The 21,521-nt window shown below is 72.5% G+C and carries 24 protein-coding genes; 14 read left to right on the top strand and 10 right to left on the bottom strand.

Going from position 1 to position 21,521, the window contains the following annotated elements; translation table 11 throughout:
• Positions 1-132 precede the first annotated feature (132 nt).
• Positions 133-2,958 carry an aminomethyl-transferring glycine dehydrogenase gene (gene gcvP / locus ACIBK1_RS31660; RefSeq protein ID WP_396739370.1) on the top strand — a complete coding sequence of 942 codons (2,826 nt, stop codon included), beginning with the start codon at positions 133-135 and terminating at the stop codon, positions 2,956-2,958.
• A gap of 92 nt (positions 2,959-3,050) precedes the next feature.
• Entirely contained in the window at positions 3,051-3,590 is a 540-nt protein-coding gene (locus ACIBK1_RS31665) for a hypothetical protein (RefSeq protein ID WP_051761380.1), read from the top strand.
• Positions 3,591-3,634: 44 nt separating this feature from the next.
• Here ACIBK1_RS31665 and ACIBK1_RS31670 read toward each other — a convergent pair whose 3' ends face one another.
• A complete protein-coding gene (locus ACIBK1_RS31670) occupies positions 3,635-4,042 on the bottom strand; it encodes a hypothetical protein (protein WP_156080799.1) in 408 nt (135 codons plus the stop codon).
• 92 nt (positions 4,043-4,134) lie between these two features.
• On the opposite strand from ACIBK1_RS31670, the gene ACIBK1_RS31675 reads away from it, so the two are divergent.
• Positions 4,135-4,749 (top strand): alpha/beta hydrolase family protein, encoded by a 615-nt coding sequence (locus ACIBK1_RS31675; RefSeq protein WP_051761378.1) that lies wholly within the window; start codon positions 4,135-4,137, stop codon positions 4,747-4,749.
• Here the strand turns inward: ACIBK1_RS31675 and sigJ are convergent.
• The gene (gene sigJ / locus ACIBK1_RS31680; protein ID WP_396739373.1) at positions 4,742-5,746 is read right to left on the bottom strand and encodes an RNA polymerase sigma factor SigJ; all 1,005 of its coding nucleotides are present in this window, start codon (positions 5,744-5,746) and stop codon (positions 4,742-4,744) included. The two genes, ACIBK1_RS31675 and sigJ, sit on opposite strands and share 8 nt — an antisense overlap.
• A gap of 170 nt (positions 5,747-5,916) precedes the next feature.
• On the opposite strand from sigJ, the gene ACIBK1_RS31685 reads away from it, so the two are divergent.
• Positions 5,917-6,321, top strand: coding sequence for a hypothetical protein (locus ACIBK1_RS31685; RefSeq protein WP_036405421.1), 405 nt, complete (start codon positions 5,917-5,919; stop codon positions 6,319-6,321).
• Between the two features lie 40 nt (positions 6,322-6,361).
• Positions 6,362-6,868, top strand: coding sequence for a carboxymuconolactone decarboxylase family protein (locus tag ACIBK1_RS31690; RefSeq protein ID WP_030506518.1), 507 nt, complete (start codon positions 6,362-6,364; stop codon positions 6,866-6,868).
• 649 nt (positions 6,869-7,517) lie between these two features.
• Here the strand turns inward: ACIBK1_RS31690 and ACIBK1_RS31695 are convergent.
• Positions 7,518-7,718: a DUF5999 family protein gene (locus tag ACIBK1_RS31695; protein WP_030506517.1), complete on the bottom strand. Its 201-nt coding sequence runs from the start codon at positions 7,716-7,718 to the stop codon at positions 7,518-7,520.
• A gap of 323 nt (positions 7,719-8,041) precedes the next feature.
• Positions 8,042-8,617, bottom strand: a complete 576-nt coding sequence (locus ACIBK1_RS31700) for a TetR/AcrR family transcriptional regulator C-terminal domain-containing protein (protein ID WP_030506516.1) — start codon at positions 8,615-8,617, stop codon at positions 8,042-8,044.
• A gap of 142 nt (positions 8,618-8,759) precedes the next feature.
• On the opposite strand from ACIBK1_RS31700, the gene ACIBK1_RS31705 reads away from it, so the two are divergent.
• Entirely contained in the window at positions 8,760-9,212 is a 453-nt protein-coding gene (locus ACIBK1_RS31705; protein ID WP_197042485.1) for a hypothetical protein, read from the top strand.
• A 60-nt stretch (positions 9,213-9,272) separates the two neighbouring features.
• Here ACIBK1_RS31705 and ACIBK1_RS31710 read toward each other — a convergent pair whose 3' ends face one another.
• The 3 genes from ACIBK1_RS31710 to ACIBK1_RS31720 form a co-directional block, all read right to left on the bottom strand.
• Positions 9,273-10,637, bottom strand: a complete 1,365-nt coding sequence (locus ACIBK1_RS31710; protein ID WP_396739375.1) for an RNA polymerase sigma factor — start codon at positions 10,635-10,637, stop codon at positions 9,273-9,275.
• Positions 10,638-10,804: 167 nt separating this feature from the next.
• Complete coding sequence (locus ACIBK1_RS31715) at positions 10,805-11,182, bottom strand: hypothetical protein (RefSeq protein ID WP_396739377.1); 378 nt, start codon at positions 11,180-11,182, stop codon at positions 10,805-10,807.
• A gap of 40 nt (positions 11,183-11,222) precedes the next feature.
• Positions 11,223-12,395, bottom strand: coding sequence for an AMP-binding protein (locus tag ACIBK1_RS31720; RefSeq protein ID WP_396725887.1), 1,173 nt, complete (start codon positions 12,393-12,395; stop codon positions 11,223-11,225).
• Between the two features lie 103 nt (positions 12,396-12,498).
• Between ACIBK1_RS31720 and menB the strand changes: the two genes are divergently transcribed.
• The 7 genes from menB (at position 12,499) to ACIBK1_RS31755 (ending at position 17,916) form a co-directional block, all read left to right on the top strand.
• The gene (gene menB / locus ACIBK1_RS31725) at positions 12,499-13,329 is read left to right on the top strand and encodes a 1,4-dihydroxy-2-naphthoyl-CoA synthase (RefSeq protein WP_030506511.1); all 831 of its coding nucleotides are present in this window, start codon (positions 12,499-12,501) and stop codon (positions 13,327-13,329) included.
• A 118-nt stretch (positions 13,330-13,447) separates the two neighbouring features.
• Positions 13,448-15,097, top strand: coding sequence for a 2-succinyl-5-enolpyruvyl-6-hydroxy-3-cyclohexene-1-carboxylic-acid synthase (gene menD, locus ACIBK1_RS31730; protein ID WP_076435910.1), 1,650 nt, complete (start codon positions 13,448-13,450; stop codon positions 15,095-15,097).
• Positions 15,098-15,247: 150 nt separating this feature from the next.
• Positions 15,248-15,889, top strand: a complete 642-nt coding sequence (locus ACIBK1_RS31735; protein ID WP_030506509.1) for a DedA family protein — start codon at positions 15,248-15,250, stop codon at positions 15,887-15,889.
• Between the two features lie 55 nt (positions 15,890-15,944).
• Positions 15,945-16,451, top strand: a complete 507-nt coding sequence (locus ACIBK1_RS31740) for a DUF1203 domain-containing protein (protein WP_030506508.1) — start codon at positions 15,945-15,947, stop codon at positions 16,449-16,451.
• 191 nt (positions 16,452-16,642) lie between these two features.
• Positions 16,643-17,104: an SRPBCC family protein gene (locus ACIBK1_RS31745; RefSeq protein ID WP_076435917.1), complete on the top strand. Its 462-nt coding sequence runs from the start codon at positions 16,643-16,645 to the stop codon at positions 17,102-17,104.
• On the top strand, positions 17,101-17,451 hold the full coding sequence (locus ACIBK1_RS31750) for an ArsR/SmtB family transcription factor (RefSeq protein WP_076435920.1): 351 nt from the start codon (positions 17,101-17,103) through the stop codon (positions 17,449-17,451). Before ACIBK1_RS31745 ends, ACIBK1_RS31750 begins: the two co-directional genes overlap by 4 nt.
• 21 nt (positions 17,452-17,472) lie before the next feature.
• Complete coding sequence (locus ACIBK1_RS31755) at positions 17,473-17,916, top strand: SRPBCC domain-containing protein (protein WP_396739380.1); 444 nt, start codon at positions 17,473-17,475, stop codon at positions 17,914-17,916.
• 85 nt (positions 17,917-18,001) lie between these two features.
• Here the strand turns inward: ACIBK1_RS31755 and ACIBK1_RS31760 are convergent, their stop codons facing one another.
• Positions 18,002-18,619: a TetR/AcrR family transcriptional regulator gene (locus tag ACIBK1_RS31760; protein ID WP_396739382.1), complete on the bottom strand. Its 618-nt coding sequence runs from the start codon at positions 18,617-18,619 to the stop codon at positions 18,002-18,004.
• Between the two features lie 118 nt (positions 18,620-18,737).
• Here ACIBK1_RS31760 and ACIBK1_RS31765 point away from each other — a divergent pair, with 118 nt between their 5' ends.
• Positions 18,738-19,124, top strand: coding sequence for a nuclear transport factor 2 family protein (locus ACIBK1_RS31765; RefSeq protein ID WP_396739384.1), 387 nt, complete (start codon positions 18,738-18,740; stop codon positions 19,122-19,124).
• Between the two features lie 112 nt (positions 19,125-19,236).
• Here ACIBK1_RS31765 and ACIBK1_RS31770 read toward each other — a convergent pair whose 3' ends face one another.
• Entirely contained in the window at positions 19,237-20,376 is a 1,140-nt protein-coding gene (locus ACIBK1_RS31770) for a M20 family metallopeptidase (protein ID WP_396739386.1), read from the bottom strand.
• Positions 20,373-21,422, bottom strand: coding sequence for a dipeptidase (locus tag ACIBK1_RS31775; RefSeq protein WP_396739388.1), 1,050 nt, complete (start codon positions 21,420-21,422; stop codon positions 20,373-20,375). Before ACIBK1_RS31775 ends, ACIBK1_RS31770 begins: the two co-directional genes overlap by 4 nt.
• Positions 21,423-21,521 lie beyond the last annotated feature (99 nt).

Consider the following 21,521-nt stretch of genomic DNA (forward strand, 5'->3'; position numbering starts at 1 on the left):
GAAAGCCGGGCGCGACGGCCCGGTGAAGCTCTCAGGTCCGATGACAGAGGGGGAGACCGCTTCACGACCGCGGCGCCACACCGGGCGCCGGGCGGTCGCCGCAGGTCTCGAACCCGCCAGGAGGCCCCTGTCATGACCGATCGGTCCACGCTTCGCGATCTTTCCGCTCCGCCGTTCGCCACCCGTCACATCGGCCCCTCCGAGGCCGACCGCGGCCGGATGCTGGAGGTCGTCGGCTACGAGTCGGTGGCCGACCTGCTCGCCGTGGCCGTGCCCGAGGCCATCCGCACGCGCGGCCCGCTGAACCTGCCCGAGGCGGTGGGGGAGGCCGAGGCCCTGGCGGAACTGCGCGCCCTCGCCGGGCGCAACCGGGTGCTGACCTCGATGATCGGCCTCGGGTACCACGACACGATCACCCCGGGTGTCGTCCTCCGCAACGTGCTGGAGAACCCCGGCTGGTACACCGCGTACACGCCCTACCAGCCGGAGATCTCGCAGGGGCGGCTGGAGGCGCTGCTGAACTTCCAGACGGTCGTGTCGGACCTCACCGGCCTCGACGTCGCCGGCGCGTCCCTGCTCGACGAGGCGACGGCCGCCGCCGAGGCGATGACGCTGGCCCGGCGGGCGAGCAAGGTGAAGACCGACGTGTTCGTGGTGGACGCCGACGCGCTGCCGCAGACCAAGGCCGTGCTGGCGACCCGCGCCGAGCCGCTCGGCATCACGCTGGTGGAGTCCGACCTCGGCGGCGAGCTGCCCGAGTGCTTCGGGGTCCTCGTCCAGTATCCGGGCGCGAGCGGCCGGGTGGCGTCCTTCCGCGCGGTCGCCGAGCGGGCGCACGCCCAGGGGGCGCTGCTGGTGGCCTCGGCCGACCTGCTGGCGCTGACCCTGCTGGAGTCCCCGGGCGAGCAGGGCGCCGACATCGCCGTCGGCTCCTCCCAGCGCTTCGGCGTCCCGCTGGGCTACGGCGGCCCCCACGCGGCGTACATGGCCGTCCGCGAGGGCCTGCAGCGGCAGATGCCGGGCCGCCTGGTCGGCGTCTCGCTGGACGCCGACGGCCGCACGGCCTACCGGCTCGCCCTGCAGACCCGCGAGCAGCACATCCGGCGGGAGAAGGCCACCAGCAACATCTGCACCGCGCAGGTGCTGCTCGCCGTCATGGCGTCGATGTACGCCGTCTACCACGGTCCGGAGGGCCTGAAGAGGATCGCCCAGCGGGTGCACCGCCACGCGGCCGTCCTCGCCGCCGGGCTGCGCGAGGGCGGCGTGGAGGTCGTCCACGACGAGTTCTTCGACACCGTGCTCGCCCGCGTGCCCGGGCGGGCCGCCGAGGTCGTGGCAGCCGCCGCCGAGCGGGGCGTGAACCTGCGCCTGGCCGACGCCGACCACGTCGGCGTCGCCTGCGACGAGAAGACCACCACGGACCACCTGCGGGCCGTCTGGGCGGCGTTCGGCGCGTCCGGGCTCGTGGTCGAGGACCTCGACCGGGTGACCTCCGACGCCCTCCCGGCCGACCTGCAGCGGACCTCGGACTTCCTCACCCATCCCGTGTTCCACTCCCACCGGTCCGAGACGGCCATGCTGCGCTACCTGCGGCGGCTGCAGGACAAGGACATCGCGCTCGACCGCTCGATGATCCCGCTGGGCTCCTGCACGATGAAGCTCAACGCGACCACCGAGATGGAGCCGGTCACCTGGCCGGAGTTCGCCGCGATCCACCCGTTCGCGCCGGCGGGGCAGGCCGAGGGCTACGCCGAGCTGATCGCGACGCTGGAGGGCTGGCTGGCCGAGGTCACCGGCTACGACCGGGTGTCGATCCAGCCGAACGCGGGCTCCCAGGGCGAGTTCGCCGGGCTGCTGGCGATCAGGTCCTATCACCGCTCCAGGGGCGAGGGCGGCCGCGACGTCTGCCTCATCCCGTCTTCGGCGCACGGCACCAACGCCGCCAGCGCCGTCATGGCGGGCATGCGGGTGGTCGTGGTGGCCTGCGACGAAAGCGGCAACGTCGACCTGGCCGACCTCGCCGCCAAGATCGACAAGCACCGTGACGCGCTCGCCGCGATCATGGTGACCTACCCGTCCACCCACGGCGTGTACGAGGAGACGATCGTCGAGATCTGCGAGCGGGTCCACGAGGCCGGCGGGCAGGTCTACGTCGACGGCGCCAACCTCAACGCGCTGGTGGGACTGGCCAAGCTGGGCGAGTTCGGCGCGGACGTCTCCCACCTGAACCTGCACAAGACCTTCTGCATCCCGCACGGCGGCGGCGGTCCCGGCGTCGGCCCGGTGGCGGTCAAGGCCCACCTCGCCGAGCATCTGCCGGCGCACGTGTCGGCCGCGCCGTACGGCTCGGCGGGCATCCTGCCGATCTCCTGGGCGTACGTCAGGATGATGGGCGCGGACGGGCTGCGGCAGGCCACCGAGCAGGCGATCCTGTCGGCCAACTACCTGGCCGGGCGGCTGGCGCCGCACTACCCGGTGCTGTACACCGGCAGGGACGGCCTGGTCGCCCACGAGTGCATCGTTGACCTGCGCCAGATCACCAAGGAGACCGGCGTCACGGTGGACGACGTGGCCAAGCGGCTGATCGACTACGGCTTCCACGCGCCCACGATGTCGTTCCCCGTCGCCGGGACGCTCATGATCGAGCCGACCGAGAGCGAGGACCTGGCCGAGCTCGACCGCTTCGCCGACGCGATGATCGCCATCCGGGGCGAGATCGCGAAGGTGGCGTCGGGCGAGTTCGACAAGACCGACAACCCGCTGCGCAACGCCCCGCACACGGCCGAGTGCCTCACCGCCGACGAGTGGGCCCACCCGTACTCGCGGGCGGTGGCCGCCTACCCGGTCCCCGGTCTGCGGGACGACAAGTACTGGTCGCCGGTGCGCCGCATCGACCAGGCGTACGGCGACCGCAACCTCGTCTGCTCCTGCCCGCCTCTGGAGGCGTACGAGGACTGATCAGTTGAGCATGTCGGCCCCGTCCGGCGGCCGGTCTCGTTAAGATCGCGGTGATCGTTCCTCATCACCTGCGACCATGCGAGGCCCCCTGTATGACGGCCATCGATTCCGGGCGGCGGTCCGACCGGCTCGACCACGCGCGCCGGCTCGCCGAAAGCGGCGACCTCGACGGCGCGGCCGCGATCTTCGCGGAGCTCGCGGCGGACGAGGACGCGCCGGACCGCGGCGAGGCGGGCGAGGGCCTGTCCGTCGTGGTCGAGCGGATGGCCGAGCGGCTGCTGGAGGACGGCGAGCCAGAGCGGGCCGCCGACGTCCTGCTTGAGGCGCTGTCGGTCAGCGCGGTGGCCGATCCTGCGCGGCTGCGGGTGCTGCTCGGCATGGCGCACCTGGAGATGGCGTGCGCGCAGTTCGCCGGGGCCGTGGAGGACAGTCGCCAGGAGGGGGCCGACGCCGGCACCGGCGCGCTCGCGATCGAACTGCTGGCCCGCACGCTGCCGCTGCGGGGCCGCGACGCCGACGCGGAGACCGTGTGGCGGTACGGCCTCGACCATCCCGATCCCGCGCTCGCCGAGCAGGTGCGGCTGCGCCTCGGGCGGGACGTGCGCCCCGCCATGGAGGGCGTGGAGGCCTGACCGACCCCCGGGCAGGGCTCAGCGGCAGGGCTCAGCGGCAGGGCTCAGCGCTCTCTGCGGCGGCCGAGGGCGTAGGCGAGGTTGACCGCGACGATTCCGCCCCAGGACAGGAGCAGGCCCGCCAGGCCGGCGTTCCCCACCGCGATCCCGGTCAGCGGGATGCCCAGGGCCAGCGAGCCTATGGCGATGCCGACGGCGCTGTCCTTCTGCTTGGGCTGATTTCCGGGCGGCTGCCGGGCGAGATGGGCCGCCACCTCGTTGCGCACCCGCGCGGCGATCTCCACGTCGAGCTTGTCGAGGAACGAGTCGACCAGGGCGTCCTCGTAGTCCGGGCCGAGGTCGCGGCGGGCCGCCATCACGGCGCGCAGATCCTCACGGTTCGAGGGGGCCGCCGGTGGCGGAGGGACGGGGCGCCCGGTCCCGGGCGGCTGCTGCGATGCGATGTCCGGCACCATGACATTGTGGCCCCTTTATCAGGTGCCTGCCATCCTCCGATCGGAGGGTCGAATCCTCCTGCTCGGGTCGGACCCGTTAGCGTCACCGCATGGAGATCGAGACCCCGCACGGCCGCGCGCTGGCCGAGGTGGACGAGGCGGCCGATCCCCGGCTGCTGCTGGTCCTGACCCATGGGTCCGGGGGAGGTGTGGAAGCCCCGGACCTGCTCGCCGTACGGGACGCGGTGCTGGCGATCGGGGGGAGCGTCGCACGGGTGACCCAGCCGTTCCGGCTGCGCGGCGCACGGGCGCCGGGCTCGGCCGTCAAACAGGACGAGGCGTGGCTGTCGATCGTCGCCGCGCTCCGCGAGCGTCATCCGGGCCTGCCGCTCGTCCAGGGCGGGCGGAGCAACGGCGCGCGGGTCGCCTGCCGCACGGCACGCGCGGCCGGGGCCGAGGCGGTGGTGGCGCTCGCGTTCCCGCTCCACCCGCCGGGCCGGCCGGAACGGTCACGGGCGGAGGAACTGCGGCAGGCGGGGCCCCCGGTGCTCGTGGTCAACGGGGACCGGGATCCGTTCGGCGTGCCGGACGAGAAGGACACCGCATGTCTCGTGGTCCTTGCGGGGGAGGGGCACGAGTTCAAGAAGGACCCCGCCCGCGTGGGCGAGGTGGTGGCTCGGTGGCTGCTCTCGCCCGGGTCCCGCTCCTCGGATCCGCTCACGTGATCGTGGTCTCACCCTCACCGTGGCGGGCGCCGTGGCCGCTGTCGGAGGCCGCCGGTGGCTCCCCCGTCCACGGCCAGAGCTTCTCCGGGTTGCGTACCGCCCAGATCCGCGTGATCCGGTCGCCGGGAGCGTCGAACGCCGCCACCGTCACGGTGACGCCGTCGCGCTGGGCCACCAGACCGGGCTGACCGTTGACCGTACGCTCCAGGATCGTCAGCCCGGGGGCCATGTCGGCGATGGCGATGATGTAGCGGGCGATCTGCTCGCCGCCTTCGATCGGGCGGAGCACGGCGCTGACCAGTCCGCCGCCATCGGCGATCATCGTGGCGCGGGGGTCGAGGAGGCCCACGAGGGTGTCGATGTCCTTGGCCTCCCATGCCTGCTTGAAGTCCCTCACGAGGCCGGCCCGCAGACCCGCCGGAGCCGGGAGAGCCTGCGACGCGCGGATGCGGCGGCGGGCGGAGGAGGCCAACTGGCGGCATGCCGCGGGTGTGCGGCCGACGATCTCGGCCACCTCCGCGAAGGAGTAGCGGAAGACCTCGTGGAGGACGAAGGCGACACGCTCGGCCGGGGTCATCGACTCGAGCACGACCAGGAAGGCCATGGTGACCGACTCGTCGAGCGTGATCCGGTCGGCCGGGTCGGCAGGGTCGGTCGTGCCGCCGCCCCGCCCGTCGATCCACTCCGCACGGTCCGGGAGCGGCTCCGGGATCCATTCGCCCACGTAGCTCTCCCGCCGGGCCCGTGCCGAGCCGAGCAGGTCCAGGCAGATGCGGCCGGCCACCTTCGTCAGCCAGGCGCCGGGGGACGCGATGGCCTCCTGCTGCTGCCGTGACATGGCGTACCAGCGGGCGTACGTCTCCTGCACGACGTCCTCGGCATCGGCCAGTGAACCGAGGAGCCGGTACGCGAGATTGATCAGCTGACGACGCTCGCTCATGATCGCGTCGAGGCTCGGATCGGGCCGGTCGTGTCCCGGCGCGGATGTGGTGGTCATGGTGTCCCCGGCTTCCTCGGTCGCATCGTCCCTCACCAGACCGACGAGACAGCGCGCCCAAGTGTGAGGCCGGCGCTTCGCCTCACATTCCCGGCGGTCGCGTCGTCGGACTACCGGGACACCGGGTCCCGAGCCTCACACACGGTGAGATCGAGAAGGGAAACCGCGCCATGCCCACGCGCACGACGGCGAAGCAAGGCAACCTCATGTTCTTGCGTGCCGCGACCACCGTGCAAACCGTGGCCGTCTTCGTCCAGGCGATCACCGCGGGACTGCTGTTGTCGTCGCCCGGCCATGGGGCGCTGCACAGCGCCGGCGCGTACACGGTGTTCGTCGTGACGGTGCTGCATCTGATCGTCGCGATCTTGACGTGGCGTCCGGGCGGCGGCTCGCCCGGGCCCATCCTGTACGCGGCCGGGTTCTTGGGGCTCACGCTGGCGCAGGTGGCGCTGGGCATCGCACACGTGAAGACCCTGCACATCCCGCTGGGCGTCCTGATGTTCGGTCTGAGCGTCCTTCAGCTCGTCTGGATCTGGTCCGGCCGCCGCGCGTCCCCGCCGTCGGCCGCCTACTGACGAGCGACCCACTTCACCAACGAGAGAAGGGGAACCCGCCATGCCCGTGTCCTCGACGACCGAGCAGGACGACCTCCGGTCGCGTCTGCCCGACCCCGCCCAGTTCTTCCCTGAGCTGGGAACGATCGCCGGAGCCATGTCGAAGGCGACCAGGAACGGTGCGATTCCGCAGACCACCGTCGGCCTGGTTCAGCTGCGCGCCGGGCAGATCGTCGGCAGCACCTACCACACCGTCCGGCAGACCGGCCTCCTCCGCAAGGCGGGGGAGCCGGAGGAGCGCATCACGGCGGTGGCGTCATGGCAGGACGCCCCCTACTTCACCGACGCGGAGCGGGTCGCGCTGGAGCTCGTGGAGGCCGTCCTCACCCCCAACCCGTGCGGGGAGCGCGTCCCTGACGAGTTGTTCGCCAGGGCGTCCGCCCACTATGACGATAAGGCGCTGTGGACCCTCACGATGGCGATGAGCCAGATCTGCTTCTTCATCCCCGTCGCCCTCATCGGCAAGCCGATCCCGGGGAAGGTCCCGGGAAAGAACTACCGCACGTGACGTCCGGCGGCACGCGCCCGGCCGATGCCTGCCCGGACCGCGCCGCCCCCGGTGGGGCATGATCCACCGCGGCAGATCGGGCAGGACAGGCGCCCCCCCGGCGAACGGCTACGCCCAGTCCGCCGCTCAAGTGATTGTCCCGGTGGTCACAAGGTGGGGGACGGTGTGTGGAATGCGACGTCGCAGACGGGGGCGGCGTCGTAGGCCCTGGGGTCTTCCGCGGCCCGGCCGCATGTGGGCGGGCCCGAGCCGGAGGCGAGTCGACCGGCACCCCTGCCGGCCGATTCGTTTTCCGCATTGTGGGCGGCGTGCACTCGCGTGATCAGATGCCGCCTGGGTTCCCTCGCCGGGCGGCGGCTCGCGATGCCGCTTCTCCGCCGCGGGCGGGGTTCGGGGTGTTCCGGCAGTTGCGCCGTGGCCCATCGGCCGGGCCGGTACGGCGCCCCCCTTTATGACCACGTGATGACCACTCGGCGACCGCTCTCGGCGACCACGAGGACACCACTCCACCGGCCGCCGCGTGTTCTCACGGGTGGGAGCGAAGACTTGAGGCGCTCCCACTCCGCGTCGGCCCCGTCGCCCCGGTCTCCCACGCCGATCACGGTGAGGGCGGAACGCTGATCGCCTCAGCGTCCCCGAGGAACGGGACCTAGGCCGCGCTGATGGCCATGTCGGTGGGGCGGTGCGGGGCGATGACGCCGCCGTCGGGCAGCAGCTCGCCGGTGTCCTCGAACAGCACGACGCCGTTGCAGAGCAGGCTCCAGCCTTGCTCGGGGTGACAGGCTATCGTGCGGGCGGCTTCTCGGTCCTTCGCGTCCGCGTTGGGACAGGCCGGTTCATGAGGGCACATCGCCGGGGCTCCGTGTCTTATCGTTCGCTCGTTTTTGTCTTCCTGGCGTCCGTGGGGTATGACGCACACCACACTGGACTACACCAGTTTGCGGCTCGGCCGCATCCGTACGACATAGCCCGTTCGGAGCATTTCCGCCGGTCGGGCAGGGGACCCGGCCACCCCCCGAGCAGGCTCGCGCGCACTGATGTGACCTAGTACACAAGAATGCCCCAATGGAGGCAACGGTCCGGCCTCGACACGCCGACGGCCGGGTAACCGACAGATCACAGATTCCGGTCGTCAGATGCGAGTGATGCGGACGGTCCGGAAATCCCCAGGTCTCAGCCGCCGAGGCCGGTGATCAGCGCGTCGAGACCGTGCTCGAAATCGCGCTCGCCCTCGGCGGTGCGCGCGTCGCGCACCTCGGCGTCCGGATCGGCCCATCCCGACTGCTGGACCTCCACCGCCACGCTCCCGAACACGTAGGCCCGCAGCGCGCGGACCGCCCCGGCCGGGTCGCCCGCCCCCGTCTCGCGCAACTGCTCGGTCTGCTCGGTGATCGCGATGAGGGCCGACCCCTTCGGCGGCTTGGTCAGCGCCAGCGACAGCACGCCCGGGTGCTCCAGCAGCGCGGCACGGCTCGCGCGGGCCCAGGCGCGCGCCCTGTCCTGCCAGGTGGTGGCGGCGGCCGGATCGACCTCCACGGTCGTCACGTGCTCGGCGAGGGCGTCCATCAGCGCCTCCTTGCCCCGCGGCAGGTGGTGGTAGATCGCCATGGCCTCCACCTGGAGGGCGTCGCCGAGCCGGCGCATGGTCAGCCGGCGCAGGCCCTGCCCGTCGGCGATGTGCAGGGCGGCGTCGATGATCCGCTCGCGGGACAGGGGGACGGGTGGTCGCTTGGCAGGCACGGCGATCATGCTGCCATACGGACCCTTACTTCGTAAAGGGCGGCGCACCCTGCGGTGCGGGCCTCCGCGCGGAGCGCGTACGCTACCGATTGCGACGCGAGTTCGATTGCGCACATCCGATTGCGCGAGTCCGATACCGAAGGGGCTGACGATGGCGTTTTTCCGTCCGCGGGTGAGCCGGGAGGCGGAGGTCCGCTACCACGCGGATCTGGAGATCCGGAAGGACTTCGACCAGGTGCTGGAGAAGGTCCGGGTGGCGCAGCGGCGGTTCCAGGAGGCGAAGGCGGCCGGCGCGCCGCTCCCCGAGCTCCGTGAGGCGGCCCTGGGCTTCGACGCCGCCCTGACCGAGGCGCTGCGCGCCGCGGAGGCGGGCCAGCGCGCCACCTTCGGCGTGAAGTCCTACGACAGCAGGATCGCCCGGCGCAAGGCGAAGGCCACTCCCGACGGCGCACTGTGGACCGACGAGGTGAACCGCCTGCGCACGCTGCGCGAGGCGCACCGCCTCAGCGGCATCCCGCGGGTGCCTCGCGCCTCCAAGACGGGCGACCCCGCCCGCCTGACCCCGCGCGACGTACGCAAGGGGCTGGCCGCCGCCGGCCGCTGACCCCAGGCAGCAGTGCGGCCCGCACCCCCGAGGGGATGCGGGCCGTACGAATGACGGGGATCAGCTCGCCCAGTCGAGCAGCGGGCGGGTGTTGCTCGGGTGGCGCAGCTTGGACAGCGACTCCTTCTCCAGCTGGCGGATCCGCTCCCGGGTCAGGCCCAGGTACTTGCCGATCTCGTCCAGCGTGTGCGGCTTGCCGTCGGCCAGCCCGAAGCGCAGGCTCATGATCTTGGCCTCGCGCGGCGACAGGTTGCTCAGCACGCCCTTGAGCTGCTCGGCCAGCAGCTGCCGGTCCACGACCTCGGACGCCTCGGGGGAGTCGACGTCCTCGATGAGGTCGCCGATCCGGGTCTCGCCGTCCTCGCCGATGGTCGAGTCGAGGCTGATCGGCTGCCGGCTGGTGCGCAGCAGCTCCTCGATCTGGTCCGGGGTCTTGTCCAGCTCGACGGCCAGCTCCTCCGGCGTGGGCTCCCGGCCGAGCCGCTGGTGCATGTCACGCTCGACGCGCGACAGCTTCGACAGCATCTCCAGCACGTGGACGGGCAGCCGGATCGTCCGGGCGGAGTCGGCGAAGCCGCGCTGGATCGCCTGCCGGATCCACCACATGGCGTACGTCGAGAACTTGTAGCCCTTGGTGTAGTCGAACTTCTCGACGGCGCGGATCAGGCCGAGGTTGCCCTCCTGCACCACGTCGAGCAGGGCCATGCCGCGGTCGGTGTACTTCTTGGCCACCGAGACGACCAGACGGAGGTTGGCCTCCAGCATGTGGTCCTTGGCCCGCCTGCCGTCCTCGATGACCCACTCAAGGTCCTCGCGCACGTGCGGGGGCAGGTGCTCGCCGCTCTCGAGCACGGTCTCCAGCTTGTACTCGGCGTACAGACCGGCCTCGATGCGCTTGGCCAGCTCCACCTCCTGGGCGGCGGTGAGCAGGGTGCGGCGGCCGATGGACTTCAGGTAGGTGTGGACCGAGTCGCCCATCACCGAGGAGGTGTCGTCGAGGTCGAGCGTCCCGCTGTCCTCCACCTCGGCCTCGTCGGACTGCTGGAGCTCCTCGTCGTACGGCTGCTCGTCGGCGGCCTTGGCCGTCTTCTTCGCGGAGCTCCTGGCTGCGGGCGAGCTCTTGGCCTGCGCCGCGGCCTGGGCGGCCCGGCGGGACTTCCTGGCCGGCGCCTTGGCGGGGGCCGCCTCGGTCTTGTCGCCCGGCTCGTTCTCCGCGCCGTTGTCCGCGGCCAGGTTCACGCCCGCCTCGGTGAGCTCGCGGAGGATCGAGCGGCCCTCGACGGGGCTGACGCCGGCCTTCGCGAAGGCCTGGCGCAGCTCCGACAGGGAAAGGCGACCCTGTGCACGGCCTCGCTCCAGGAGCAGGTCGAGCGTCGTCGGGGTCGCCTCGCGCTCGGGCGAGGCCGCCACGGCGGTCCGGGGCATGAGGACACCTCCTCCTTGCGGAGTTCGTGGATGGTTCGAGGTTCTGATGCTTGCGATCGGGGCGCGGCGTCCGGCGGCTCAGCGCACCAGTATCAATAACGCTCTCACGCCTGGTTTGTTCCCTCGCCCCGCGGGGGATGCTGTCGAATTCGTCGGGGGCAGGCCGGTCAGTCCGGGATGATGCTGACGCTGACCTGGGGCATCGGCATGGGGTTCGCGCCCTGGATGCGCTCCTGCGTCCAGTAGTCGGCGACCCCGTCCGGGTCGTCCGTGAGCTCCTTCAGCACCACGTCGGGGTCGACCTCGGGAGTGGACCGAGCCCTGGTGACGTCGCCCTGGCGGGGGGCGTCGGGGGAGACCTCGACCGATCTCCCGCGACCCGCCGGGCCGAGCTTGGCGGCAGGGGCGTCGCCCACCTTCGCGACGTCGTCCAGGCGGCCGGCGAAGGCGGCGGCCGTGACCGACGCTCCGCCCACGATGACGACGCCGACCAGCACGGCGGAGGCCATCATCTTGTGGGCCGGTGTGAGGCGGATCGGTTGCATGCGGCGTCCCCTTCCCCCTGCTCTTACAGACGCACGAAGGTCATCCGCGGTTCCGGTTCTTGAGTTCGACCATATCGGGTTTGCCGTTCGGTAGGAGCGGGATCTGGGGCACCAGCTCGACGGCGCGCGGCGCGGCGTAGGCGGGCAGCCGCTTCTTGGCGAAGTCCCTCAGCCCGCCGAGGGTGACCTCGCCGGCGTCGCGGGGAACCACGACGGCGACCACGATCTCGCCCCACTCGGGGTCGGGCCTGCCCACCACCACGACGTCGCGTACGGCGGGGTGCCCGGCCAGGACCTCGGCGACCGCGCCGGCCACGACCTTGCGGCCGCCGGTGTTGATCACGTCGTCGGCCCGGCCCAGCACGGTGAGCCGTCCGTCCTCCATCGAGCCCAGGTCGGAGGTGACGAACCAGCCGCCCTCGAACGGCCGCTCCTCACGCAGCCGGTAGCCCGAGAACAGGACCGGCCCCGCGATCCGCACCCGGCCGTCGCCGCCGATCTTGACCTCCACGCCGTCGAGCGGCACGCCGTCGTACACGCACCCACCGCTCGTCTCGCTGGAGCCGTACGTGGTGACGATCCTGGCCCCCGCCGCGCGGGCCTCGGCCAGCAGGCCCGCGGGAGCGGCGGCCCCGCCGAGCAGGATCGTGGCGAAGGCCGCGACGTCGGCGCCCGCGTCCAGCATCCGCCGCAGCTGGGTGGGGACCAGCGAGACGTGGTCGGCCCCGCTCGCGGCGACGTCGGCGGGGGAGAATCGCGCGTGGACGATCGGCTCGGTGCCGCACAGCAGCGACCGGATGAGCACCTGCGCGCCCGAGATGTGCGACGGCGGCAGGCAGCACAGCCAGCGGTCGCCCTCGCGGGCGCCGAGCCTGGCCAGCGAGGCGCGGGCCGAGGCGAGCAGCGCCTCGGCGGTCAGCTCCACCCCCTTCGGCGTGCCGGTGGAGCCGGAGGTCGCGATGATCAGCGCGGCGTCGGACGGCTCGCCGTCCGGCTCGCGCCGCACGCCGTCGGGGGTGACGACATGGGTGGGGCGCAGCGCGGCGAGCGTCGCCTCCAGCGCGGGCCTCGGGAGGTCGGGCGACAGCGGCAGCACGGCGGGCCCGTCGCCCGTCAGGGCCTGCCGTACGGCCTCGGACAGGGCGGGCCCCGGAGGCAGGACGACGGCGTGCACGGGTCGCTGTCCCGGGCGGTGTCCGTGAGGGCTGAGCACGGTCGTAAGGTTAGTCCCGGCGCGGTGGCCGGAGGCGACCGCCTGGTCGGTGACGGCGCCTCGTTGGTGAGGGCGCCTGGTTGGTGACGGCGAAGGAGCGGGTGTGACGAGCGGGGTCGACTGGAAGCGGTCGGGCGAGTACGAGGACATCATCTACGAGACCGCGGAGGGGATGGCGAAGATCACCATCAACCGCCCCGAGCGGCACAACGCCTTCCGGCCCACGACCTTGTTCGAGCTCCGCGAGGCCTTCAACCGCGCCCAGGAGGACACCGAGGTCGGTGTGATCATCTTCACCGGCGCCGGGGACAAGGCGTTCTGCTCCGGCGGCGACCAGAAGATCCGCGGCGACGACGGCTATGTGGACGACAAGACCCACGGCATCGGCCGGCTCAACGTCCTGGACCTGCAGGTGCAGATCCGCCGCTGCCCCAAGCCGATCATCGCCATGGTGGCGGGCTACGCCATCGGCGGCGGCCACGTGCTGCACGTCTGCTGCGACCTGACGATCGCCGCCGACAACGCCAGGTTCGGCCAGACCGGCCCCAAGGTGGGTTCGTTCGACGGCGGGTACGGCTCCTGGCTGCTCGCCGAGACGGTGGGCCTCAAGCGGGCCCGCGAGATCTGGTACCTGTGCCGCCAGTACGACGCGGAGACCGCGCTCCAGTGGGGCCTGGTCAACGCGGTGGTGCCGCTGGAGCGCCTGGAGGAGGAGACCGTCCAGTGGGCCCGCGAGCTGCTGGAGAAGTCGCCCCTCGCGCTGCGCATGCTGAAGGGCGCGCTCAACGCGGTGACCGACGGCGCCGCCGGGATGCAGCAGTTCGCCGGCGACGCGACGTTGATCTACTACATGAGCGAGGAGGCCCAGGAGGGCCGCGACGCGTTCAAGGAGAAGCGCAAGCCGGACTTCTCGAAGTTCCCCCGCCGTCCGTAGAAGGCCGCGTGATGACGGCGGCTTCTCCTTTTTGCCGTACGCTTGCGGCTGCGGGAACGGGAGGAGACGGGCGGGTGGATATAAACCGGGCCGGCCGGGGCGTTTCGGAGGCGCGGCGGTGAACCCGGCGACCGCCCTCTCGACCGTCCTGATCGACGAACTGGTGCGTTGCGGGGTCACCGATGTGGTGCTCGCCCCGGGTTCCCGGTCGGCGCCGCTGGCGCTCGCCGCGCACGCGGAGTCGCGGGTGCGGCTGCACGTGCGCGTCGACGAGCGGTCGGCCTCATACCTCGCGCTCGGCCTGGCCAAGCGGTCCGAGCGGCCGGTGGCCCTGATCTGCACCTCGGGCACGGCGGCGGCCAACTTCCACCCCGCCGTGATCGAGGCGTCCGAGTCCGGCGTGCCGCTGCTCCTGCTGACCGCCGACCGGCCGCCCGAGCTTCGCGGCACCGGCGCCAATCAGACGATCGATCAGGTCAAGCTGTACGGCTCGGCCGTGCGCTGGTTCGCCGAGGTCGGGGTGCCTGAGGATCGGCCGGGCCAGGTCGCCTACTGGCGGTCGCTGGTGTGCCGGGCCTGCCAGCGCGCCGCCGGGCCGCCGGACCCCGGGCCCGTCCACCTCAACGTGGCCTTCCGCGAGCCGCTGATCCCCGACGGCGACGCGAGCTGGTGCGAGCCGCTGGACGGCGACGCCTCCGGCGCGTGGTTCCGGGCGCGGGTCGCGCCGCCCTCCGCCGCCCTGCACATCCCGCCGACCCGGCGCGGGGTGCTGGTCGTCGGCGACGGCGCCGCCAACGTGCGGCGATACGTCGCCGCCGCGGGAATGGCGGGCTGGCCGGTGCTGTCGGAGCCCAACGGCGGCGGCAGGTACGGCGACCACGCCGTCTCGACCTACCACTTCCTGCTGGGCGACCAGGAGTGGGCCGACGCCCACCGGCCCGACGTCGTGGTCACCCTCGGCCGTCCAGGCCTGTCGCGCCCGCTACTGTCGTGGCTGCGCCGGGCCGAGGAGCACATCGTGGTCTCCCCCGACCTGACCCGGTGGCCCGACCCGACCCGGTCGGCGACGCAGGTGGCCCAGGCCGTGGAGATCCCGATCGCGGCGGGAGGCGACGCCTGGCTGCGGGCCTGGCGGCACGCCGACCACGTGGCCCGCGACGCGATCGACGCCGTGCTCGACTCCTCCGGGCTGACCGAGCCGCGGCTGGCCAGGGACCTCGTCGAGGTGCTGCCCAACGGCTCGCTGCTGTTCTGCGGGTCGTCCATGCCGATCCGCGACCTCGACCAGGCCATGCGCCCCCGGCGGGGGCTGCGGCTGATGGCCAACCGGGGCGCGTCGGGCATCGACGGCCTGGTCTCCTCCGCCGTGGGGGCGGCGCTCGCCCACAATGGCCCGGCGTACGCGCTGATCGGCGACCTCACGCTGCTGCACGACCAGAACGGCCTGATCCTCGGCCCGCGCGAGCCCCGGCCCGACCTGTGTCTCGTGGTGGTGAACAACGACGGCGGCGGCATCTTCTCGCTGCTGCCGCAGGCCGCGCTGGAGGACCCGTTCGAGCGGGTGTTCGGTACCCCCCACGGGGTGGATTTCGGCTACGTCGCCGCCGCGAGCGGCCTGCCGTACACGCTGGTCGAGGACCCGGAGGAGCTGTCCAGGGCGATCAAGGGGGACGGCCTGCGAATCGTGGAGGCGCGCACCGACCGGGTGAGCAACGCGGCCGTCCACGCCGCGATGCGCGACGCCGTCCGCGCCGCGATGCGCGACTGATCCTCTCCCGGTCCTCCTCCAGGTCCTCTCCGGGCCGGAGACGGCGGACGCCCGTCCTTCTGCCGGGTTACCCGCCATGGTCCTTCCGGCGGATGCCGCACCCGTGGGGCGACGGCAGAATGGGTGCTGTCATCGCATAGAGGGAGTGAGATGCACGTCGACGAGTGGCTGCAGACCATCCCGTCCGTCTGGGTCTACGTGCTCGTGGGCGCCGTCATCGGGCTGGAGAGCCTGGGCATCCCGCTCCCGGGTGAGGTCGTGCTGGTGAGCGCCGCGCTGCTGTCGTCCAAAGGGGTCGTGGACCCCGTGGTCGTCGGGCTCTGCGCGAGCGGAGGCGCGATCGTGGGGGACTCCATCGGCTATCTGATCGGCCGCAAGGGCGGACGGCCGCTGTTCGACCGGCTGGGACGGCGCTTCCCCAAGCACTTCGGCCCTGCGCACATCGCCAAGGCGGAGCAGGTGTTCAACCGCCACGGGATGTGGGCGGTGTTCTTCGGCCGCTTCGTCGCCCTGCTGCGGATCCTCGCCGGGCCGCTGGCCGGGGCCCTGCACATGCCGTACTGGCGCTTCCTCGTCGCCAACGTCCTCGGCGGGGTCGCGTGGGCCGGCGGGACCACGGCCGCGATCTACTACCTGGGCATTGTGGCCGACAAGTGGCTGAAGAACTTCTCCTGGGTGGGGCTGGCGGTCGCCGTCCTGGGCGGCCTGGGGACCACCGTGTGGCTCAAGCGCAAGGCCGCCAAGGCGGCGAGCGAGGAGGAGAGCGTGCCGGAGACCGTCAGCGCCTCGTAACGCGCCGTCCGTTTTCCGCCGGTCTTCGGGGCGGGCGCAGGGCCACGATGAGGACATGGCGTTCGACATCAGGGCCATCGCGCCCGACGTGTGTGACCAGCTCAGGAAGACCGACGATGCCGGTCGGAGGCCGCGCCGGATCGTCGAGGAGGAGGGCGGCAACCCGCTGCGCTGCTGCCTGCGCCGCTCCAGGCCGGGGGAGGCGGTCCTGCTCGCGGCCTACGCGCCGCTGCGCCGCTGGGCGCTCGAAACCGGCGCGGACCCCGGGGCCTACGAGGAGGTCGGCCCGGTGTTCGTCCACGAGGAGCCGTGTGAGGGGCCCCAGCTGGAAACAGGGCCCGGCTATCCGGCGGCGATGGGCGGCCCGCGGAGGGTCTTCCGCACCTACCGCGCCGACGGCTCCATCCTGAACGGGCACCTCGTGGAGGCGCACCGGTCGGAAGACCCCGTCGCGGCGTCGACCCTGCTGGACGCCCTGCTGGAGGACCCGGAGACCGCGGTGGTCCACGTGCGGGCCGTGGAGTTCGGCTGCTTCCTGTTCGAGGTGCGGCGCAGCGTGTAGGACGATCCCGCTACCGGTGATGCGCCGGCCGCTACCGCCTCAAGCGGCCGACCGAGATCGGCGGCCTGGTTCTGGCCGACCCCGGCGCGCGGCTCCCGGAGCGTACGCGCCGCCCAATGTGCAACCGACGGTTGCGCGAATGGCGGCCCGGCGATAGCCTCATGTGCAACCGAAAGTTGCAGGAGGCTGACGTGGAGTTCGGCACCATCGAGCGTGAAATCTACATCGAGGCGTCACCGGAGATCGTCTTCGAGGTCGTGAGCAGCCCCGGCCACCTCAAGGAGTGGTGGCCGGACGACGCCAGGTACGAGCCGGCCCCCGGGGCGGCGGGGGACATCGTCTTCGGCGACCCCGACGCCGGCGGGGCGGTGGTGTCGTTCACCGTCGTCGACGTGCGGCCCCCACGCACGTTCTCGTTCCGCTGGACGCACCCGGCGGGCGAGGTCGCGGCGGAGGGCAACTCGCTGCTGGTCACCTTCGACCTGACCCCCTCGGGTGCCGGGACGCTGCTCAAGATGACCGAGTCCGGCTTCCGCGAGATGGGCTGGGAGGCCGCCGTCCTCGAACAGCAGTACCGGGAGCACGCCACCGGCTGGGACTTCTACCTGCCGCGGCTGGCGCCGTACGTCGCGACGCTGCGGGTGCGGCCGTGAGCGTCACGGCGGCCGAGGACGTCGACGACGGCCTCTGGTCCGCGATCGGAGACCCGACCCGGCGGCGGATGCTCGACCTGCTGCTCATCGAGGGCGACGGCACCGCGACATCGCTGGCCCAGCGCCTTCCGGTCACCCGTCAGGCGGTGGCCAAGCACCTCGGCGTCCTCGACCGGGCCGGCCTGGTCCGGGGGACGCCGGCGGGCCGGGAGAAGCGGTATCGGGTGGACGACGCCCAGCTCGCCCGCGCGGTGGCCCAGCTGTCGTCCGTCGGGGCGGCGTGGGACGCCAGGCTGCGGCGGATCAAGCGGATCGCCGAGGCGATCCAGCGCACCCAACAGGACTGACGAGACCGAGGAGAACCGAAGGTGGCAGACATCCTGCACAGGATCGGGGTCAAGACCCCGGCGCCGGAGAAGGTGTACGACGCGCTGACGACCGTCGAGGGCCTCGCCGGCTGGTGGACCGACGACACGAAGGGGAGCGGCGACGTCGGCGGCGTGCTCGAGTTCCGGTTTCCGCCGGGCGGTTTCGACATGGAGGTCACCGAGCTGCGTCCGTCCGAGCGGGTGGCGTGGCGGGTGGTCGACGGCCCCGAGGAATGGGTCGGGACGACGATCGACTGGGACCTCCGGCAGGACGGCGACTACACGATCGTGCTGTTCGGGCACCGGGGCTGGAAGGAGCCCGTGGAGTTCATGCACCACTGCAGCACCAAGTGGGCCACGTTCCTGATGAGCCTGAAGTCCCTGGTGGAGACCGGCGAGGGCGCGCCGGCGCCCCGGGACGTGCAGATCAGCGACTGGCACTGAGAGATCGGTGGCGCTGGAGATCGGTGGCGCTGGAGATCGGTGGCGCTGAGCGGGCGGCCGGAACCGGGCCGGGCGTGCACGCCGCTCAGCGGGGTCGCAGCCCGTCGAGGACGAGCCGGGCGATGTGCGCGGAGCGCTCGCGGCTGGTTTCCGCGCCCGCGTGGCGGATCGCGGCGAAGGCGCCGGCGACCAGGGCCATCACCTCGCCGACGGTGAGGTCGGGGCGTACGGCGCCGGCTGCCTGCGCGCGATCGAGCAGGTCCGCGACACGGCGCGTGAGGTCGGCCGCGACATCGGGAGCGGCGGTGCGCAGGTCGAACTCGGCCGCCACCAGCGCGCTCTTCACCGCCACGTTCTCCGCGCCGCTCGCCATCATCGCGGACAGCAGCGTGAACAGGGCGGTGGGATCGCCGGTTGCGGCCAGTGCCTCCCCCTCCGCCACCAGTTTCCTGATCTGGTCGATCGCGACGGCGAGATAGAGCGCTTCCTTCGTCGGGAAGTGCCGGTGGACGGTGCCCGGACCGACGCCCGCGCGGCGGGCGATCTCGTCGAGCGAGACGCCGAGCCCCTCCGTGGCGAACAGCCGCTGCGCGGTCCGCAGGACGCGTTCGCGATTGCGGCGCGCGTCGGCCCGCAGCTCACGGTCGCTTCCGGGACCTGCCGCCGGGTTCGCCGGGCCTGGTCGAGATGGCTGGCTGGACATATGCGGATCAGCATAACCGGGGCGCCGCACCGCATAGTATGGGCAGAACCGGGGCGGCGCACCGGTTAGGCCTCGCGTCGCCCATGACCGATCCGCCGGCCACGAGGAGACCACGCCGATGACCACACGCGAGGACGCGACCGCCCTGGTGCTCCGCATGCAGGAGTGCTTCAACACCCGGCGCTTCGACCAGGCCGCCGACCTGCACACACCCGGCTTCTTCAGCCATCCGCTCGGCGTCCCCGGGTTCGAGGCGGGCAAGCGGGCCTGGCGTGCGCTCGTCGCCCGGTATCCCGACATCCGCGTCGTCGCTCGGGACATCCTGGTCGACGGCGACAAGGCCGCCGTCCGCTCGACCGTCGAGGGGATCACGGCTGCGGACGGCGACGAACGGCCCATGCTGTTCGAGATCTTCCGCATCGACGACGGCCGGTTCGCGGAGATGTGGGGGGCCGGCTCGGGATTCCCGCCCGCGGCCGGTCCCGAGGACGTGGTCGCCGGATGAGCCGTCGGCGGCGACCTCGTCCAGCAGCGACGGGATCGGCTCGACCCCGATGCCCGGGCCGGTGGGCACGGTCAGATGCCGTTCTCCCGCGGGTACAGCCCGTCGGGGCCGCTCAGCCGCGCGCCGCCTCCACCAGGCCCGCCAGCAGCGCCGCACGGCCCGGCATCTCGGCCACGACCACGTGCTCGTCGTCGGCGTGCGCGCCGCCGCCGACCGCGCCGAGCCCGTCCAGGGTCGGGCAGCCGGCCCCTGCGGTGAGGTTGCCGTCCGACGCGCCGCCGACGGCCGCGCCCGCCGGGGGAGCGAGCCCGAGGCCGGCGGCGACCCGCTGGGCGAGTGCGAACAGACCGGCCGACGAGGCCGGTTCGAGCGGCGGGCGGTTCGGGCCGCCGAGAACCTCCACGCGCGTGCCGGGCGTCCGGGGTGACAGCGCCCGCATCAGCGCGTCCACCCGGAGCTGGGCCGCGACGGTAGGCACGCGCACGTCCACGGCCAGGCGGGCCAGCGCGGGCACGGTGTTCATGGTGGTGCCGCCGGACAGCAGCGTGGGCGTGACCGTCGTTTCGTCCAGGGTCCCGTCCGGGCCGTCCGAAGTCCCGTCCGGACTCGCGGCCGGGGTCGCCATCGCGGCGACGGCGAGGATCTGGTGGGCGAGTTCCACACCGGCGTTGGCTCCCTTGCCCGGATCGAGGCCCGCGTGGGCGGCCCGGCCGTGCACCACCACCTCGTACGCCGAGATGCCCTTGCGCGCGGTCTTCAGCGCGCCGCCCTCGGCGCTCGCCTCCAGCACGAAGGCGGCGGCGCAGCCGCGTGCCGACTCCTCGACCAGGGCGCGGGAGGACGGCGAACCGACCTCCTCGTCCCCGGTGACCAGCACGCACACGCCGTCGGGGGAGGGCAGCGCGGCCAGCGCGTGGAACAGTTGCACCAGCCCGGCCTTCATGTCGAACACCCCGGGCCCCCGCGCGATCCCGCCGCTGACCGACCACGGCCGCGTACGCAGGGAGCCGATCGGCCAGACCGTGTCGTGGTGGCCGAGCAGCAGCACGCGCGGCTCGCCGAAGCTCCACCGCAGGTGCGTCACCCCGTCGATCACGATCGTCTCGGGAGGCACGCCGAGCAGGCGGCGCCCCTGGCCGGCGACGACGGCGGCGCTGCGGGCCACCGCCTCGTGGTCGGCGGAGAACGACTCGCAGCAGACGAGCTCCTCCAGGTCGGCCAGCATGGCGGAGAGGTTCACGACCGTCGTCACCGGGGCCTGCCCAGCTCGGCCTGGAACAGCCGCCGCACGTTGCCGCCGAGGATCTTCAGGATGTCGTCTTCCGCCAGGCCGCGCCGCAGCAGGGCCGCGGTGACCAGGTGCAGCCCGCGCGGCCCGTCCAGCCCGGGCAGGGCGGCGTAGGGGTCGATGCCGTCGAAGCCGAAGTCCTCACAGCACGGGGGAGTGGTGTCGTGCAGCACCTCGCGGACGAAGTCGGGGCCCAGCCCCACGTGGTCGATCCCGGCGACCTCCGCGACATGCTCGATGTGGTCCACCAGTCGGTCCACGGTGTGGCCGGCGGAATCCTCGGCGAGGAAGACGGGGAAGAAGTTGACGCAGACGACCCCGCCGGTGGCGGCGACGCCGCGGATCTGGTCGTCGGTGAGGTTGCGGTGGTGGTCGCGCAGGGCGCGGGCGGACGAATGCGTCGCCATCACCGGCCGGCCGGCGAGCTCCAGCACGTGCTCGACGCCGCGTGCGCCCAGGTGGGAGATGTCGAAGATCATGCCGAGCCGCTCCATCTCGCCGACGGCCGCCACCCCGGCGTGGGTCAGCCGTCCGCCCGTGGCGTCCTCGCCGCTGCCGTCCGCAAGGGGCGTGCGCCCCCAGTGGGCGATGGAGGCCACCCGTACGCCGAGCCGGTGCAGGGTGGGCAGCAGTTCGACGGAGGAGTCGAGGCCGGGCATGCTCTCCAGCGCCAGGACCAGGGCGATCACGCCGTCGTCGAGGGCACGGTCGACCTGTGCGCCGTCCAGGCACAGCCGTACGGCGTCCGCGTTGCCCTCGGCCAGCACGTGCGCGCACTCGATCATGCGCAGGGTCTGGCGCAGCGCGCCCTCCGGGCGGTAGCGGTCGTCCACGAAGACGGGCAGCACCTGGAGGTCCACCCCGCCGTCCCGCAACTGGGGCAGCCACCGTTCCCTGAAGAACTGCGCCCACCGGGCCGGCGGGCGTTCGGCGACGGCCATCAGCAGGTCGTTGTGCGTGTCCGCGACGACCGCGCGGTGGTGGAGGCTGGAGGGGAGTTCGACTGACACCCCGCCGACGGTACGGCAGGGAGGGAGCGGGGCAATTCGTCGGGTCGCACCAAAAGGCGCCGCGATGTTCGTCCAGCCCTACAAAGGCCTCACCTTACT

It is taken from the genome of Microbispora rosea, assembly GCF_044460045.1.
Classification (GTDB): Bacteria; Actinomycetota; Actinomycetes; order Streptosporangiales; family Streptosporangiaceae; genus Microbispora; species Microbispora rosea.